Origin of the sequence: Streptomyces sp. NPDC127190 (assembly GCF_042672505.1) — a bacterium.
In the GTDB taxonomy this organism is placed as follows: Bacteria; Actinomycetota; Actinomycetes; order Streptomycetales; family Streptomycetaceae; genus Streptomyces.
Map to the genome: position 1 here is coordinate 64088 of NZ_JBHXVE010000006.1, position 16878 is coordinate 80965.

General features: G+C 68.6%; 9 protein-coding genes and 1 pseudogene. 5 read left to right on the top strand and 5 right to left on the bottom strand.

What is annotated here, in order from left to right:
* Window positions 1–291 precede the first annotated feature (291 nt).
* Genes ACFVIU_RS12255 through ACFVIU_RS12270 form a run of 4 tightly spaced genes read left to right on the top strand, consistent with a single transcriptional unit; the run spans window position 292 to window position 7007 of the window.
* Window positions 292–1773: a DUF3375 domain-containing protein gene (locus tag ACFVIU_RS12255; protein WP_385842274.1), complete on the top strand. Its 1482-nt coding sequence runs from the start codon at window positions 292–294 to the stop codon at window positions 1771–1773.
* Entirely contained in the window at window positions 1770–2390 is a 621-nt protein-coding gene (locus tag ACFVIU_RS12260) for a DUF4194 domain-containing protein (protein WP_100572681.1), read from the top strand. Before ACFVIU_RS12255 ends, ACFVIU_RS12260 begins: the two co-directional genes overlap by 4 nt.
* A gap of 2 nt (window positions 2391–2392) precedes the next feature.
* Entirely contained in the window at window positions 2393–5809 is a 3417-nt protein-coding gene (locus tag ACFVIU_RS12265) for an ATP-binding protein (RefSeq protein WP_385842275.1), read from the top strand.
* Window position 5810: 1 nt separating this feature from the next.
* Entirely contained in the window at window positions 5811–7007 is a 1197-nt protein-coding gene (locus ACFVIU_RS12270) for a Wadjet anti-phage system protein JetD domain-containing protein (protein ID WP_385842277.1), read from the top strand.
* Between the two features lie 582 nt (window positions 7008–7589).
* Here the strand turns inward: ACFVIU_RS12270 and ACFVIU_RS12275 are convergent.
* From ACFVIU_RS12275 to ACFVIU_RS12290, 4 genes are read right to left on the bottom strand one after another with little or no spacing between them, the layout of a single operon-like run.
* On the bottom strand, window positions 7590–11000 hold the full coding sequence (locus tag ACFVIU_RS12275) for an SAV_2336 N-terminal domain-related protein (protein WP_385842278.1): 3411 nt from the start codon (window positions 10998–11000) through the stop codon (window positions 7590–7592).
* A gap of 16 nt (window positions 11001–11016) precedes the next feature.
* On the bottom strand, window positions 11017–12027 hold the full coding sequence (locus ACFVIU_RS12280) for a MoxR family ATPase (RefSeq protein WP_100572677.1): 1011 nt from the start codon (window positions 12025–12027) through the stop codon (window positions 11017–11019).
* Window positions 12024–14186 carry a trypsin-like peptidase domain-containing protein gene (locus tag ACFVIU_RS12285; RefSeq protein ID WP_385842279.1) on the bottom strand — a complete coding sequence of 721 codons (2163 nt, stop codon included), beginning with the start codon at window positions 14184–14186 and terminating at the stop codon, window positions 12024–12026. The genes ACFVIU_RS12280 and ACFVIU_RS12285 overlap by 4 nt, the downstream gene beginning before the upstream one ends.
* 1 nt (window position 14187) lies before the next feature.
* On the bottom strand, window positions 14188–14502 hold the full coding sequence (locus ACFVIU_RS12290) for a trypco2 family protein (RefSeq protein WP_385842280.1): 315 nt from the start codon (window positions 14500–14502) through the stop codon (window positions 14188–14190).
* A 163-nt stretch (window positions 14503–14665) separates the two neighbouring features.
* Here ACFVIU_RS12290 and ACFVIU_RS12295 point away from each other — a divergent pair, with 163 nt between their 5' ends.
* Window positions 14666–16192 carry a type I restriction-modification system subunit M gene (locus tag ACFVIU_RS12295; RefSeq protein WP_385842282.1) on the top strand — a complete coding sequence of 509 codons (1527 nt, stop codon included), beginning with the start codon at window positions 14666–14668 and terminating at the stop codon, window positions 16190–16192.
* 343 nt (window positions 16193–16535) lie between these two features.
* On the opposite strand, the pseudogene ACFVIU_RS12300 reads toward ACFVIU_RS12295, so the two are convergent.
* Window positions 16536–16722, bottom strand: a pseudogene (locus ACFVIU_RS12300) (thioredoxin-disulfide reductase); the annotation flags it as partial.
* Window positions 16723–16878: the final 156 nt, after the last annotated feature.

The following is a 16878-nucleotide window of genomic DNA, read 5'->3' on the forward strand; positions in this document are numbered from 1 at the left end:
CTCGAAATTGTGTTCGGGGATCGTCGCAAGGGCGAGAAGCGGGAACGATCCAGATCCGGATGTATCCGGCCTCTTGCCTGCCGTTTTCCCTCCCCGAGGCAGCCTGGCCTATCCCGTCATCGGCTCGGGCCGAGTCCCGTTGTCAGTGGTGGCCTCTACGGTTCCTTGTGGCCGGCGCGGAATGCCCATGCGCGGCTGTGCGGGCATGAGTGCCGATCGAGTGGGGCGTCCATTTTCGCTGTTGGCGGGAAATGCGGTCGTACTTGCTGGGGTAGTGAGAGGGCAGGATGTATGGAGTTGGACTACGACCGCCTGGTCGCCCTGCGGAAACAGAGCGCTGCTTGGCGGCTGCTGAAGGCCGACAATGCGGCACTGATGTTGAGCTTCTTCAACAAGGTGTTCGTCGAGCAGGGAGCGCGCTCGATTGCCGGTGCGGAGCTTGTCGAACGTCTGGACGATGAGTTGTTCGCCCTCAATGACCGGCTCGGGCAGGGCACGTTTCCCAAGTCCGCGAAGGCGTATCTGGATGTCTGGTCGGCACCGGGGAACGGCTGGCTGCGCAAGTATTACCCGGCGGATTCGGACGAGCCGCACTACGACGCCACGGCCGCGGTCGAGAAGGCGATCGCGTGGGTCCGGTCGCTGGAAGAGCGTTCGTTCGTCGGTACGGAGTCGCGCCTGAATACGATCTTCGATCTGCTGCGGCAGATGACGTTCGGCACCGAAACGGACCCCGAGGCGCGACTGGCCGAGCTCTCCCGGCGACGGCATGAAATCGACCAGGAAATCGAGCGTGTTGAGGCCGGCGAGGTAGACGTTCTGGACAGCGCGGCGCTGCGGGACCGCTACCAGCAGGTGACAACGACGGCGCATGGGCTGCTGGCCGACTTCCGCGAGGTTGAGGCGAACTTCCGGGACTTGGACCGGGACCTGCGGAGCAAGATCGCCGCGTGGGACGGGGCCAAGGGCGAACTCCTGGATGAGGTGCTGAGCAGCCGCGAGAGCATCGCTGAGTCGGACCAGGGACGGACCTTCCAGGCGTTCTACGACTTCCTGCTCGCCCCGAGCCGTCAGGACGAACTCAAGACGCTGCTGGCCGAGGTTGAGGCCATGGAAGCCATCGACGAGCCTGACCCGCGCATGCGTCGCATGCCCCGGGACTGGCTGGAGGCCGCCGAACGCACCCAGGCCACGGTGCGGCAGCTGTCGGATCAGCTCCGCCGATTCCTGGACGACCAGGTGCGCTCGGAAGACCGCCGTGTCCTGGAACTGGTGCGCGCGATCGAGACGCAGGCCCTGGCCCTGCGCGACGTGCCGGGCGTGAATCTGGTCGCCGAGATCGATGCGGCAGCCCCGGCCATCGCCCTGCCGATGGAGCGGCCCTTGTATACGCCGGTGGTCAAGGCGCCGATCGACAGTACCGACATCGAGGCGGGGGACGATGAGTTCACCGCCGACGCCTTGTTCGAGGCGGTGTATGTGGATCCCGCCCGGCTCACGGCCGCGGTGCACCACGCCCTGGGCTTGCGCACGCAGGTGTCCTTGGCCGAGACGCTGCGCGAGCACCCTCTGGAGCAGGGGCTTGCCGAACTGGTCGCCTACTTCGCGCTACCGGACGACGGGTTCACCACCGTGTTCGACGACGACCGCCAAGAAGAGATCACGTGGATCGGCGAGGACGACGTCCAGCAGGTCGCCACCGTGCCCGTGGTCACCTTTGCTCGCACCAGCCCCGGCATCGCCTGGGTATCCAGCCCGAAGGAGGGGCGATGACCACACCTGCCACCCCCACCCCGCAGCAGCCGTACGCCCTCTCGCTGCCGGTCAACCAGCTACTCAAGGGCCCGGTCTTCCGCGACCAGCACGAGCGGGCCTGGGACGCGCTGCTGCACCACAGTGCCGGCGTGAAGGACTACGTCGACGTCATGGGGCTGCGCGTGGTGATCGACGAGATGGAGGGCTACGCCTTCCTCCAGTCGAAACCCGACGACGAGGACGATGACCGCGATCCCCGCATGGCGCCGCCGCGGCTGATGCCCCGCCGCTCGCTGTCCTACCCCGTCAGTCTGCTGGTCGTGCTGCTGCGCAAGAGGCTTGCCGAGTTCGACGCGGGCGCCGACGGCACCCGCCTGATGATCACCCGGGACGAGATCGTCGAGATGATCCGCATGTTTCTCCCGGCCGGCAGCAACGAGGCACGTCTGGTCGACCAGATCGACGGCCACATCAACAAGGTGGTGGACCTACAGTTCCTGCGCCGCGCTCGCGGGCAGGAGCAGCTGTTCGAGGTGCAGCGGATCATCAAAGCCTTCGTCGACGGGCAGTGGCTCGCCGACTTCGACACGAACCTGGCCCAGTACGCCGCCACCCACACCCCCCAGGAGAAGTAGCAATGATCCCCGCCCAGCCCGGCCCCGCCGACACGAGTGCCTCCACCGACCTGGCTGCGGCAGGCTTCCGACTGGAGCGTATGGAGGTCTACAACTGGGGCACGTTCGACAAGCACGTGTGGTCGTTCGGTCTCGGCGGCGCCAACGCCCTGCTGACCGGTGACATCGGTTCCGGCAAGTCCACCCTGGTGGATGCGATCACCACGCTGTTCATGCCCGCCCGCAAGATCGCCTACAACAAGGCAGCCGGTGCGGAGAGCGGCGAGCGCAGCCTGCGCTCCTACGTGCTGGGCCACTACAAGTCCGAACGCAACGAGACCACCGGGACGACCAAGCCAGTAGCGCTGCGAAAGCCGGGCAGCTACTCCGTTATCTTGGGCGTGTTCACGAACCCGGCGATGGCTGCGACCGTCACGCTGGGGCAGGTGTTCTGGCTGGCCGACGGGAACGCCACCAGCCCCGAGCGGCTGTTCCTCGTCGCCGACCGGACGCTGTCCGTCGCCGGGGACTTCGCCGACTTCGGCACCGAGGTGCGGGCGCTGAAGAAGCGTCTCGAAGCGGGCGATGTCCGCGTCCACAAGACGTTCCCGCCATACAGCAAGGATTTCCGGCGCCGGATGGGCATCGAGTCCGAACAGGCGCTGGAGCTCTTCCATCAGACGGTGTCGATGAAGTCGGTGGGCAGCCTGGACGAGTTCGTGCGCAGTCACATGCTCGAACCGTTCGATGCGGCGGCGATGACGGACAACATCGTGAGCCACTTCGACGCTCTGACTACTACCTACAACTCCGTTCAGCGGGCCCGTGCCCAGATCGAGGCCCTCACCCCGCTGCTTGAGGACTGCGACGCCTATGAGGGCCTGGCCGCACGCATCGAGGAGGCCGACGGCCAGCAGGCCGCCTTGCGGTACTTCATCGCCCAGCGCACGTCGGCGCTGCACGAAGCCCAGCGCGCCGAGGCGGAGCGGATGCTCGCCCGCCTGGAGGGCGAGAAGAAGACCGCGAAGGACGAGCTGGAGCGGCTGCGGGACCAGGAACGCCGGTGGGAACTGCAGCGTGAGGGCCTGGGCGGCGGGCGCCTGGGCGAACTGGAGCGCCAGATCGAGGAGACGGAGCAGCAGCGAGCCGCTCAGGAGAAGCGTGCCCGCCAGCACGCAACCCTGCTGGAGCAGGCAGAGCTTGCCCCGGTCACCGATCAGGCGCAGTTCACCGACCGCCTTGAGGAGGTCGCCCGGGCCCAGCACGACGTCGCCGGGACGACACAGGAGACGCGCACGGCCCTGGAGACGCTCGCAGTCGAGGCCGCACAGCTGAAGCAGCGGGCCGAGGACCTGAACGCAGACCTGATCAGTCTGCGCTCGCGCCGCAGCAACATCCCCCGCAAGCAGCTGGAGGTACGCGCTCGCCTGAGCCGCGAACTCGGCATCGAGGACAGTGCTCTGCCCTTCGCCGGCGAACTCATTCAGGTCCGAGACGAGGAACAGGCGTGGGCCGGAGCCGCCGAGCGGCTGCTGCGCGGCTTCGCCGTGTCCCTCCTGGTCCCCGGCGATCAGTACGCTCGCGTCTCCGACTGGATCAACGACCACCACCTGGGGACGAAGCTGGTCTACTTCCGCGTCCCGGAGAAGCTCCCGCCGCGGCGCCTGCCCACCGGTGCGTCCATGGCGCTGTTCACCAAGCTCGAAGTGCGCGAGGACTCGCCGTTCGCTCCGTGGCTGGCCGGCGAGCTCGAACGCCGTGCCTCCCACGCCTGCGTGCCGACGATGGAGGACTTCCGGCACGCCGAACTAGCTATCACCGCACAGGGGTTGATCAAGGGGACGCGGGGCCGCCACGAGAAGAACGACACCACCCGCATCGACGACCGCAGCACGTATGTGCTCGGCTGGACGAACCAGGCGAAGATTGATGCCCTCCTGGATCAGGCGGGACGAGTCCATGGCGCCCAGCGCGAGATGGACGAGAAGAGACGCACGTTGGGGGCCGCCTACGAGGACGCCATCAGCCGTGACAAGGTCCTCGACCGGCTGACGGCGATGGTGGACTACAGCGAGATCGACTGGCCGTCCGCGGTACGGCGCATCACCGAGCTGACCGCGGAGAAGCAGCGCCTGCAAGCCGCCTCCAACGACCTGGACGAACTCACCCGCCGCCTCACCGAGATCGCAGACGAAATCGCCGAACAGGGAGCCGCCTACGAGAAGGCCAGCCAGAGCTGGGGACGGGTCGACGGCGAGCGCGACGCCGCTGAACGCGCCCGCGACGAGGCCCGCGCGGTACTCGACGAACCGGCCGCCGGCGCTGCACAGGCGCACTTTCCGGCCCTCGAACAGCGCTTGACCACCGCCCGCCTGGCGTGCCGGACCGCGCAGGAGTGCGCGCAGACGGAAACCCGGCTGCGCGAGGAGATGACGGCGCACAAGCACCGCTGGGCCAAGGAGCAGACCCGCCTCGCCCAGACGATCGCCGCCCAGATGAGCTCCTTCCGCACCACCTATCAGGTCGAGACCAGCGAACTCGACGCCTCGGTTGCCTCCGCCCCTGGCTACCGTGCCCTGCACCAGCAGCTCGTTGCCGACGACCTGCCGCGCTTCCAGGACCAGTTCCGCACCTACTTGAAGACCAACGTGATCCGCGAAATCGCCGGATTCCACGCGCAGTTGAACATCTGGGCCGACGAGATCGGCGACCGCATCAACACCATCAACGAGTCGCTGGCCGGCATTGACTACAACCCGGGCCGCTACATCATGCTCAAGCCCGAGCAGACGCCCAACACCGAGATCCGCGAGTTCACCGCGGAACTGCGCGCCTGTACCGACGACGTCCTATCCGGCGACGACTCTGACCTGTACTCCGAGGAGAAGTTCCACCAGGTCCAGCACCTAATCGAACGCTTCAAGGGCCGCGAAGGCCACGCGGACAGCGACCGCGGCTGGACCAAGCGCGTCACCGACGTGCGGTACTGGTTCGTCTTCAGCGCCAGCGAACGACGCCGCGAGGACGACTCCGAGTACGAGGTGTACTCCGACTCCGGCGGCAAGTCCGGCGGACAGAAGGAGAAGCTCGCGTACACCATCCTGGCCGCCTCTCTCGCCTACCAGTTCAAGCTCGACACCAGCCACAGCAGAAGCCGTACCTTCCGCTTCGTGGTCATCGACGAAGCCTTCGGGCGCGGCTCGGAGGAATCCGCCCGCTTCGCCCTGGACCTCTTTAAACGTCTGGGCCTGCAACTCCTTATCGTCACCCCACTGCAGAAGATCCACGTCATCGAGCCCTACGTGTCCGCCGTCGGCTTCGTCGACAACCCCAGCGGACACCATTCCCGCCTACGCACCCTGACCATCGCCCAATACCGCCAAGAACGCCTCGCCCACACCCTGGCCAGCCTGCAGCCCGCCGCCGGACAGGGAGACTGAGATGACGACGCATCAAAACCTCAACTGGACTACGCCGCAGGCCGTCCTCGAACGCCTCCGCAAACGCTGGAACACGGGTACCTACCTCACCCAACTCGCCAACGGGGCACCCTGGGAACCCGTCGAGATTCCCCTGCGCGGCCCGAAAGCCGGCGACATCACCCGCCACTACGACGACGTCCTCGCCTGGACCGAATCGTGGGCGCCCAGCGCACACCGGCACCTGCGCATCGAATACCGCCGGCTCGGCGGACGCCTGGCCGGCGTGAACTACATCCCCGACCGCGTCTGGGTCGACGGCCGCGACGACCTCTGGCGCATACTCGGCGTCACCCCCACGGTCGCCCGCTACCAAGCCCTGCTGGCCTCCACCCAGGAAAGGCTGCCCGCTCTCATCGACTGGATGGTTGCCCACCCCATGCAGGTCCTCCAGCGGGAGGCCGACTGGCATCGCCTGGAGGGCACGATCCGCTGGATCACCGACTACCGTGGCCCAGCCGTCTACCTACGCCAGCTCGACGTACCTGGGGTGGACACCAAGTTCATCGAACGCCACCGCGCTATCCTGACCACCCTGCTCGAACAGTGCCTTCCCGACGACCGCATCGACGCCGAGGCCGCGCGCACTGACTTCGCCGCCCGCTTCCGTTTCCTGCGCAAGCCCGCCTACCTGCGATTTCGGCTGCTCGGCGGCGAGTCGCTGGGGGGCTTCAGCGAACTCACGATCCGCGCGGATGAGTTCACCGCGCCGCCGCCCGGCATCACGACCGTGTTCGTCATCGAGAACGAAACCACCTACCTCGCTTTCCCCGACCAGCCCCACAGCATCGTGATCCACGGCGGCGGCTACGCCGTCACCCAACTGTCCGCCCTGACCTGGCTGCACGATGTACGCCTTGTGTACTGGGGCGACCTGGACACTCACGGTTTCACCATCCTCGACCGGCTGCATCGGGCCTTCCCGCACACGCAGTCCATCCTGATGGACCGGAGCACTCTCTTGGAGCACCGCGGCCAATGGGTGAAGGAGGACGCCCCCACCCACCAGCCTCTCGGCACGCTCACCCCGGACGAAGCCGACGTCTACGCCAGCCTCGCGGACGGCGAGTTCGGCCCCAACGTGCGACTCGAACAAGAACGCGTGCGCTACGACCTGCTCGAAGTCGCCCTCAACGACCTGCGCCAAGGGCCGCGGTGACTAACCCTCGTGCCTGGCCGGCAGTCGGAGACCGGGAACTGCGGCGTCGCTGCCGTTCTGTCGCGCCCCGGGGTGCAGGCGCGGCCTCGGAGCCGAGCGGTTCGATCTGCAGACCAAATACCCAGAGCGGCATGGGCCCCACGACCGATGGGCTGCGCGGCAATCGCCGCTGGGACTACATGGGTTGAGGCAACCCCTTTTTCGGAACAGACGTTCGAAACGAATGATGCTCCGGCGGGGGGTCCTGCGTAGACGGGGGCCTGATACGACGACGCCCCGCCGGCTTGCTGCGGCGGGGCGTCGTCGTGCAGCCAGCGCGCTACGCGCGGCCCCGCCGTTCTCGTCTTTTGTCCCCAGAACCAGTCAGTCATCAGCCCACGCCGGGGCAACTAGGGATGCGACCTCTCGATGCCTTTTCGGGAGCCATGGGCCCGGGCTGACCGGGGCGCAGTGGTGCTGACTAGCCGGGTGCCGATTCGCTGCGCCAGGTGCTTGGTGGGCGCCAGCCCGGGGCGGTGCAGGCATCGGACCGTGGCGCATCGAGCACACACCTGGGCACCAACTTCTCCGCCGTGCTGCCGACTACTGACCGGGTGCCCGCGCGGCGGGGCCCTCCAGCCAGTGCCTGATGCGCCGGGACCACTCCTGAATCTCGAACGCAGCCCGCGACCGTTCGTCTCCGTACTGGTCCAGCACGGCGAAGCTCGCGTCAACCACACTCAGGGCGTCGTCGTGACGTCCTTCGTCGCCGAGCAGGACGGCGAAATTGATCAGGCTCATGGCGTGGTCCGCCCAGACGCGCCGCGCCTCCTCCGGAGGCAGGGCACCGTAGATCTGGGTAGCCTCGGCGACGGCCGTCCGAGCCTCGCCCTGCCGTCCCAGGTCGCCCAGGCGGCTGCCCAGGTTCGTGAGACTCCTCGCCAGATCGCCCCCAACCGCCGGCTCACCCAGCTCGGCCCTTCTGCGCCCGATGAGAACAGCCTCCTCGATAGCCTGGAGTGCCTCACGGTACCGACCTGCCTCCGCCAAGCGGTTGGACTGGTTGTTCAGGGTCATGGCGTGGCCCGCGCCGAAGAAGCCGAAGTCCTGGCGACTCAGCTCCCGGTACAGCGTCTCCGCTTCTGCGACCGCGTCGAGACTCTCCCGCGCCCGGCCCGCTTCGCCCAGTCGCACGGAAAGATTACTGAGGGCCTCGGCGAGACCAGACGAGAAGGGGACGGGGGCGGAGTTACCCCCTACCGACAGCAGCTCTCGGTACACCTCCACGCTCTCCAGGGCCGCAGCGAGCGACTCCTCCCGCTGCCCCACGGAGGCCAGTTGGTTCGAGAACGTCAGGAGAAGACGGGCGAATTCCAGCCCGTAGGTGCCGATGTCCCGCCCCGCCAGATCCCGAACCCGCCGGACGTCCTCAGCGACGACCTCCTCCGACGCTCGGTCGGCCGTCGGGCCTCCGGACGCAAGGGCGAACGCCTCGGCCAGGGTAGCGGCGGAGGGTCTGCGGGCGGGGTCACGCTCCAAGCAACGCCAAAGAGTCCGCAGGAGCACCGGGCCGATCCTGGGGTTGGTCAGGGGACCATGTCGCGAGTTGTCGTCCCTGGGGTCGCTCCACCGTCCCGAGAGGAAGGCCAGCAGCAGCGCACCGACGGCGTACACATCGCTCTGCGGCGTGAGCGACCGCTCGTCGTCGTCCGCCTCCAGGTAGGTGTCGCTGAGGGGCAGCACGTCGCGGTGAGCACTGTCGACTCCGTCGATCGTCGCGGTCGCCCAACCGACCAGCCGGACGTCGCGGTCGGTCACGAGAACGGCCAGGGGTGAGAGCGAGCCGTGCACGAGCCCCCGAGAGTGGGCGAAGGCAACGGCCTCCGTCAGGCCCAGCCCGATCCGCAAGAAAAGCTCCTCCGGGACCATTCCCCCGTGTTCGTCGAGGACGGCGCGCAGGTTCGGTGCGGGCGGTAAGGACGGGGCGTCTGTGCGGCCGTGGACGCAGCTCGCCGCGACCCACGGCAGCTCCCCTGTGGTGGGCGCCGCCACACCGAGGAGTGCGGGGGCATGCGTGCCCTGCATCCGCGTCAGGCACTCGGCTTCCGTCCGGACGAGGTCCCGCGCGGTTCCCGGGTCGCGGGTATGCAGCATGACCGGCGCCCGGACCGTGGCGACGGTGCCGTCATCGTCCTCGGCCAGGTACATCGTCAGGTGAGGCCACCCGTGGGCACTGCGTGCACGGAGCCGGAATCGACCGAGCCGTACCGGGTCCTCCGGCAGGAGCTCCACCCAGCCGGCTGGCAGGGTCTCGCCCGGCGCGTCGTCGTACGCCTCATCAGTCCCGGCGGCTGCGGAGTCCCGGGGCTCGGTGGAATCCCCGGTCTCGCCCTCGGGGACACGGGTTTTCGGCATGGGCGCCACTGGCCTTGCGTCGGCGGACGGGATGCCGAGCCGCGATAGTGCCTGCTCCCGTAGCCAGCCGAAGGAGCGCCCGGTGTCGTCGATGACGGCCGCGCCGTCCGGGTGCCCGACCCACGCAGGGAAGACCGGGGCGCGGCCGACGGCGGCCTCAATGCGCTGCGTCACAGCTTCGGCGGTGCGCAGCAATTCCCTAGGGGAGACGGCGCTGAGGAGAACGCGCCGGGCGCCGTCTGTGAAGTCGTACCGCCGGTGGTGCGGCAGCCGGTCCGCACCGTCGGCGTCGAGCTCGTGCATCAAGCCCCCTAGGAACACCTCCATGAGGTGTCCGATGTCTGTCGGCGGCCCGAGGGCGGCCTGCACCAGGCGCATCACGGGCGGCGTGACGGGGGCGACGGCCGCCACGTGGGCCGCGAGCCGATACGCCTCGGCGGACGCGGCCTCCCTGAAGCGGAGTACCGCTTCGGCGGCGTCGCCGTCCCGGGCGTCGGCGACGGTCCGGCTGGAGCCGGGACGGCCGGCGTCCCACAGCGGGAGGAGCGCTGTGCCGCCGGGTGAGGCGACGAGCCACGCCCAGTCGGCGACGGCCGCAGGGGTCGGCGCGAGGACCGGGACGGGTACGGAGTCGAAGCGGACCAGGTCCGGCGGCAGGTCAGGGTCGGTGACGTGCCAGGCGCGGGTGGGGCCGCCGCGGCGATGGGTGGTGACCTGCCAGCGCCGTGCGCCGATGCCGGTGCTCGCCCAGAGCCGGGACGGCAGTGCCTGGACGATCGCGATGGGACCGCAACGTCCCCAGCGGTCCGTCACCCGGCGCATCCCGCCGTCCCGCCAGGCTTCGCCCACACCGTCGCTGACGACCAGGACGAGGGTGTTGCCGGTTAGGTCGCACAGGACCTTCGGCGATAAGAGCCGGCCGCGGTGGCGGTAGGGGGTGGTCCGCAGAGACGGAGTGTCGCTGCGCGTGTCGAGTCCGTACACACGCACGTCTCGGAAGGCCCCAGCACGTTCCATCAGTGCCCGGACGTCGGCGGCGAGCCGCTGCCAGAGGACCATGGAGACGCCGTCGTCAACCACGAGGGCCAGGGACAGCCAGCGGGTGCGCACCGCACGGGCGACGGTCTCGGGCACGCCCGTCTCAGCGATGGCAGCGACGGTTCGTGTGACGTCGAGTTCCTGCTGGCGCCGGTCGGGGAAGCGCTGCCGCAGCGGCCGGAGGGACTTGCCGAGCCGGAGCTGCCCGGCGCCGAGGATGCTGCTGTCCGGGGCGCGGACTGCGAACGCCGGTGACAGGCCCGCGAGCGCTGGCGCGTCTTCGGTGGGACTGGCCTGCGCCGAGGCCAGAAGCGGGCGCGCGGACCGCTTCTTCGTGGACTCCGCAGCGGTCGGCTCTGGTGCGGGCTCCGCGGCCTCCGGCGCCGCCACCGTCGACCCCTCGTGGTGGGGCTCGCCGTGCCGCTCCGAGCTCGCAGCGGCCACGCCGATGGAGCGCACCAGGGGCCCGGAGTCCCGAGGCAGCTTCCCGGCGAGCCACATGGCGTCCAGGAGTTCCTCCAGAGAGAGCTCCACCCCGCTCTCGGCTAGGACCTTCGTCACGCGCGAGATCACGGCGTCACACGGCTCCGCCGAGACGGTGCAGGACGCCCTGGAGGAGGGAAGCCGCGTCGAGGTTCACGCCACCCTTGCGGAGGAAGACTGCGTTCAGCAGCTGATCGGTGGCCAGTTCGCCCTCGGCACGGCGTTCGAGGAACTCCCGCAGCAGGTCGTCGGTGTCGTCCAGGGCGTCGGGACCGAGGTGCGCGGCGACGATCTCCCGAAGCCGCCGCTCGTTGGGCTCGGGGAGATCGAGGCGAACGCAGCGCCGCAGGAAGGCGGGCGGGAATTCCCGTTCGCCGTTACTGGTGATGACTACAACCGGGAACTCACGGCAGCGGACGCGGCCGCGCGTGACCGGGGCGGTCTCATCCAGGTCGTCGGTTCGAACGTGTACCGGTGCGTGGCTCGCGGGCAGCCGGGTGAGTTCGGAGATGGCGAACTCACCCTCCTCGAAGACGGTCAGCAGGTCGTTGGGTAGATCGACGTCACCCTTGTCCAGCTCGTCGATGAGCAGCACGCGGGGGCGCTCCCGGGGCACAAGCGCGTTGCCCAAAGGGCCGAGCCGGATGTACTGGCCGATGTCCGGTTCGGTGCCGTCCGCGTCGCGCCGCAGGGTCGCCTCGCGCAGCCGGCCGACGGCGTCATAGAGGTAAAGGGCATCCTGAAGAGTTGAGCGGCTGTTCACCGGCCACTGCAGGACACGGCCGAGCGCGAGTTCGTGAGCGATGGCGTGGGCCAACGAGGACTTGCCCGTGCCGGGCTGCCCGGTCACCAGGAGGGGTCGGCGCAGGTGGAGTGCCGCGTTCACCACCTCCACCTCGTCGGGGCCGATGAGGTAGGGCCGCGGGTACGGAACCCTGTCACCGGTCACGGTCTCCTGCCGGTCGAACCGGCGCCACGGGGGTGCAGCGGGGAACGGTACCTCACGGCGCTCGCCGTCTCCGCGGAACAGCCACCAGTCGTCGCCTCCGCCGTCGGAGGATGAAAGCCGAGGGCTTGTACCGGCCAGGGGCTCTGAGGTGGTCATGACGCGTGCGATCCTCTCCAAGGGTCACTCAGTTGAAGCGACTCAGTCTGCGGGAGACGACCTTCCGGTTCCCACACGAGGGAGGGCCGTGCCCGCCGCTCCGCCGGGCAAGCCGCCGAGTCGCTCCGGAAGCCCCGGACCCGCTCGGGAAGTCCCTCCAGGTCGCCGGCGGGAGCCAGGATCTCCAGTCTCCCTGCGTCCTCGTAGCCAATGGCCTCACGGTCCCACAGCACGACCGGGACGCCCAGGACGAGACATTTCAGCAACCAGGACCGACGCTCGTTGGCGGGGCCGTGGAGAACCACCCGCGCGGTATCACGATGCTCAGTCTTCAGCAGATTCACGAGCTGCCTGGCGTCGCCGGACGTCCGGCCGGTGACGAGCACCGACGCGCGTCCGTTCTTCCACCGGCGCTCCTGGTCGCCTTCGCGTTCCGGCCTCTGGTCACTGAGTTCCGGGCAGCTCAGGGAGACGCGGTATTCCGCTCCGATCGGCCACGCCGGAAGAATGTCGTCGAGCGCTCCGGGCTCCCATTCGTCGACGGCCAAGTCGAGCCCCGTCCGGTCGACCACGACGGTCACCCACGGCGCATGGTCGCCTTGCCCCGGCTCCTGGGCCGCGGCGAAGACCGCCTCGCTCAGGGTGCTCGCCGCCTCCCGCGGGGTCTTGGGCTCCGACTCCGCCTCCTTGAGCACGCGGTACGAACCGTCGTCGCGGACGAGCAGAATCCGGACGCGGTACCGGTCGTCTCCCGCGGCGAGGTCGTGTGCCAACTCCATCACGACCCGCGACACCGGCGACGCTGCGCGCTTCGCCCACTGGGCGGCGTCCGCGCGCCGCTCGCCCAGGGCCCCGGTGTGGATACCGAGCCGCCGGGCGGTCTTCCCCGACCACGCGCGCAGGTCGTCGCCCAGCCCGTCGCCCGCGGCCGCCGCCACGTACTCGACGAGCCGCAGTAGCGCCGGCACCGGCGGGGCGTCCTCGGGACCGCTCACACCGTCGGACAGATCCTCCAAGCCCTCGACCACGCCGCAGACATCGTCCGCGTTGAGCTGTCGACGGGTGAGGATCTCCGGAAGTACGACGTACCGCAGCGCCTCACCGGCTGTTCGGGGCAGCAGCGCCGGCTGCTTCTCACAGACCCGGCGCAACAGGCCGATCAGGACGTCGTACTCGTTCACGGAGAGCAGCGACCCGCAGTCGAGTCCCCTGGCCCACGAGAACAGACGAGTCAGAGCGGCGCGGGCCATCCCCTGCGCGCTGCTCGCGAGGGCTTCGCCGAGAGACGCGAGCGCTCGGGGATGGGCCATGAGGAGCGCCACGAGGTCGGCAGCAGTGGGCTCATACCCCTGGGTCTCGTAGCCCAGTTCGCGCGCCAGGGCCCGGGCGTGGTCGACACGGACGCCGGGGTGCGAGAACAACGGCGCAAGCAGCGTCTCCAGTTCGCGCTCAGCGGGCGTGCGCTCGGCGGCGGGCCCGGCCTCGGGCAGGGACGCGCCGATCGCACTCAGCTCGGGAGACCGACCGGTTTGCTCCTCGACGTGGGACACGAAGCCGCCGTCCCCTGCGAAGGAGGACACCGGCAGGGCGATCAGCCGACGGGCTCCGTAGGCGTGGTCCTCCTCGGTCACGACGCCGACGAGGTGGCCGCCGCAGAAGATCGCCGTGCCCGAGGCCCCGCCCCAGGCGTTCCCGCCGTCGGTACGGGCGGTGGGGGCCGGTCCCTGGTCGAGGACGTAGCGGTCCTTGCCTCCAGAGAGGACCGGCAGGACACCGCGCAGGTGCTCCGGGGCCCGGGTCTCCCCTTTGGCGGCCCAGGGATAGCCGAGGCCCTCGTACGGCAACGGCGCGGTGCCCGCTGGGCAGCCCCAGCGGACGGAGCCGGGCGGATCGATCTTGCGGTCGATGCGCAGCAGTGCGACGTCCAGTCCGTCTGGGTGGGCCCAGAGCAGCTCCGCGTCCGCGCGCGTCGTCTCGCCGTCGAGGTGGTGGCCTACGCGTACGGTGATGACCGGCCACAGCGTTCCCGTGTCGCGGTCCTCCAGCACATGGCGGGCGGTCAGTACGAGCCGCGGGGCGATCAGATAGCCGGAGCCGACGGTGAGGCGACCCTCACCGGTGCCCCCGCTGCGGATCAGAGCCAGTCTGCGGCGATCCACGTCACTCCTCGTCCAGCGACCCGAACTCGTCGTCGCCGATCTCGGGGCGCGCGCCTCCGAGGGCCCGGTCCTTGACCGACAGCTTCAGCACCAGCTTGTGGGTACGGACGGTGGTTTGCCCGCCCCCCGCGCCGACGACAACTACGCCGAAGGAAAGCTTGCCGTCCCCCTTTGCAGACTTGTGCAGCTCCAGCTGAAGCTCCAGCTCGGCCTCCTCGACGCCGAAGGCGAACTGCTGGTTGACGCCAAGCTGCTGCGCCTCGTACAGCTCTTGGCGCAGCTCCTCGATGGCTGCGGCCAGTCCGATAGTCGACACCTTCGCCCCGCCCCCGGTTCAAGACAATGAGAAAAACAGTAGGTCGCCGTACGGTACAACGCTCGCGAGACACCACAAACCTCAGTCATGGACAATGACTTGTGGAAGGAGCCGTCCACCGCATGCCACTGCGCGAGAAGAAGTTCACCGAGCAGGAGGAAACTTGAGCGCCTCCACACCCGAGGAGATCCAGGCGATCCTCTGGAAGGCAGCCGACAAGCTGCGCGGCTCCGTCGACTCCGCCCAGTACAAGGAGTTCATACTCGGGCTGATCTTCCTAAAGTTCGTCTCCGACGCGTTCGACGAGCACCGGAACAAGCTCGCCAAGGAGCTTGCCGAGGACGGCGTCTCGGACGACCGAATCGGTGTCTTCCTGGAGGACCGCGACGAGTACACCGGCGCCCACGTCTTCTGGGTACCGGAGACCGCCCGTTGGTCCTGGATCGCCGCGAACGCTAAGAGCCAGGGTGTGGGCAAGCTCCTCGACGAGGCGATGGACACGGTCATGCGGGAGAACGCCTCTCTGGCGGGCGCTCTCCCCAAGGTCTTCAACCGCGATGACGCCGGCCAACAGCGCGTGGCTGAACTCTTCGACCTGATCACCGACGCGCGCTTCGGCAGCACCGAGGACAAGCCGGCCCAGGTCGTGCTGGGCGACGTGTACGAGTACTTCCTCAACAACTTCGCGCGCGCGGAGGGCAAGAAGGGTGGCGAGTTCTACACCCCTCAATCAGTGGTCCGGCTGATCGTGGAGATTCTGGAGCCGTACAACGGGCGCGTGTACGACCCGGCGTGCGGCACAGGCGGCATGCTCGTACAGGCGAGCAAGTTCATCGAGGCACGCGGGGGCCGCGGCCACAAGGCCGACATCGCGGTCTACGGCCAAGAGGTCAACGAGCGCACCTGGCGCCTGGCCAAGATGAACCTCGCCATCCACGGCATCGACGCCAACCTGGCCGCCCGTTGGGGCGATACCTTGGCCGACGACAAGCACCCGGACCTCAAGGCCGACTTTGTGATGGCCAACCCGCCGTTCAACATAAGGGACTGGGCGCGGGACGAGAGCGACGTCCGTTGGCAGTACGGGGTTCCTCCGAGGAACAACGCCAACTTCGCGTGGCTCCAGCACGCCGTCTCGAAACTGTCCGACCGCGGGACGGCCGCCGTCGTCCTCGCCAACGGCTCACACTCCTCGCCCAGAGTCGAGGCTGAGATCCGCCAGGCGATGGTGGAAGCTGACCTGGTCGCCTGCATGGTTGCATTGCCGCCCCAACTCTTCCGGACGACCCAGATCCCGGCGTGCCTGTGGTTGCTGACCAAAGACAAGTCCCCGCAGGGCGCGAAACGCCTGGACGACCGGCGCGGCACAACCCTTTTCATCGACGCCCGCGGAATGGGCGAGATGGTTGACCGGACCGAGCGGAATCTGACAGAAGCCGACCTCGCAAAAATCGCTGGCACGTACCACGCCTGGCGAGGCACGGCATCAGCGCAGGAAGCAAACCTGGCCTACCAAGACGAGTCCGGCTTCTGCTTCTCGGCGGATGTGGCGACTGTGCGCGAGCATGAGTACGCGCTGGCCCCGGCACGTTATGTCGGCGTGGGCCTGCCAGCCGCCGTGGAGCCGCAAGCGGTCCCGCGGAGCGGTCCCGCGGCCCTGATGAAGGACCTGTACGCAATCTTCGACTGAGAACCGCCAGCGAGAGCCGCCGGCTGGGCGGGGTGCCTGAGGCGGGTGAAGCGAGAACGCTGGGCACACGCCGTCTGGCCCCACACGCTCGCCACGACTGCACTAATCCACCTGGGACGGCCGCGCCCCTCGACGGTGCTGTCCTGCCCACGACGGTACCGTGGAACCTGTCATTGGTCGGGACCCGGAACATAGGCACGAGCACAGGCTGCCGCCGACATGGCCGTTGGATAAACGCGGCCGTGCGGGCATCGGCCCGCGAAGGGAGGGAAAGCGTGCACGTCAGCGGACCGTATGGCGCACCTTGACCGGGTCATGGTGCGCTTCAGCCCCGTCAAGTGCGCTCGGGGAAGCCGGGGAAGTTCTCGACCTCGGTTGTGGTGGTGAGCGCACCGCCGACGAAGATGGCGCCGCCGAAGACGAGCGGCTTGAGCTCTGGCGCGGGCGGTGTAGAGGGCGGCGGTGAATCCGGCGCGGCCGGAGTTACTGAGCGCTGGAGCAGCCACCACACGGGCACTTGGAAGAACCATCTACGACCGTGACTTGCGTAGTGAGGCGAACGAGGCACCAGGTCCGCTTCCTGCATGTTCGTGCAGATCTCACCCGTGGTTCTGGGGCTCCTGATTACCTGGTGCCGCCATCTACCTTGCTCGCGCGCACCCAACTCTCGCCCAGCCCTGCCGACG

Coding starts and splice junctions, on each gene's coding strand:
- ACFVIU_RS12280 (WP_100572677.1), bottom strand. CDS start 12,027: ATGACCACCTCAGAGCCCCTGGCCGGTACAAGCCCTCGGCTTTCATCC.
- ACFVIU_RS12265 (WP_385842275.1), top strand. CDS start 2,393: ATGATCCCCGCCCAGCCCGGCCCCGCCGACACGAGTGCCTCCACCGAC.
- ACFVIU_RS12255 (WP_385842274.1), top strand. CDS start 292: ATGGAGTTGGACTACGACCGCCTGGTCGCCCTGCGGAAACAGAGCGCT.
- ACFVIU_RS12260 (WP_100572681.1), top strand. CDS start 1,770: ATGACCACACCTGCCACCCCCACCCCGCAGCAGCCGTACGCCCTCTCG.
- ACFVIU_RS12270 (WP_385842277.1), top strand. CDS start 5,811: ATGACGACGCATCAAAACCTCAACTGGACTACGCCGCAGGCCGTCCTC.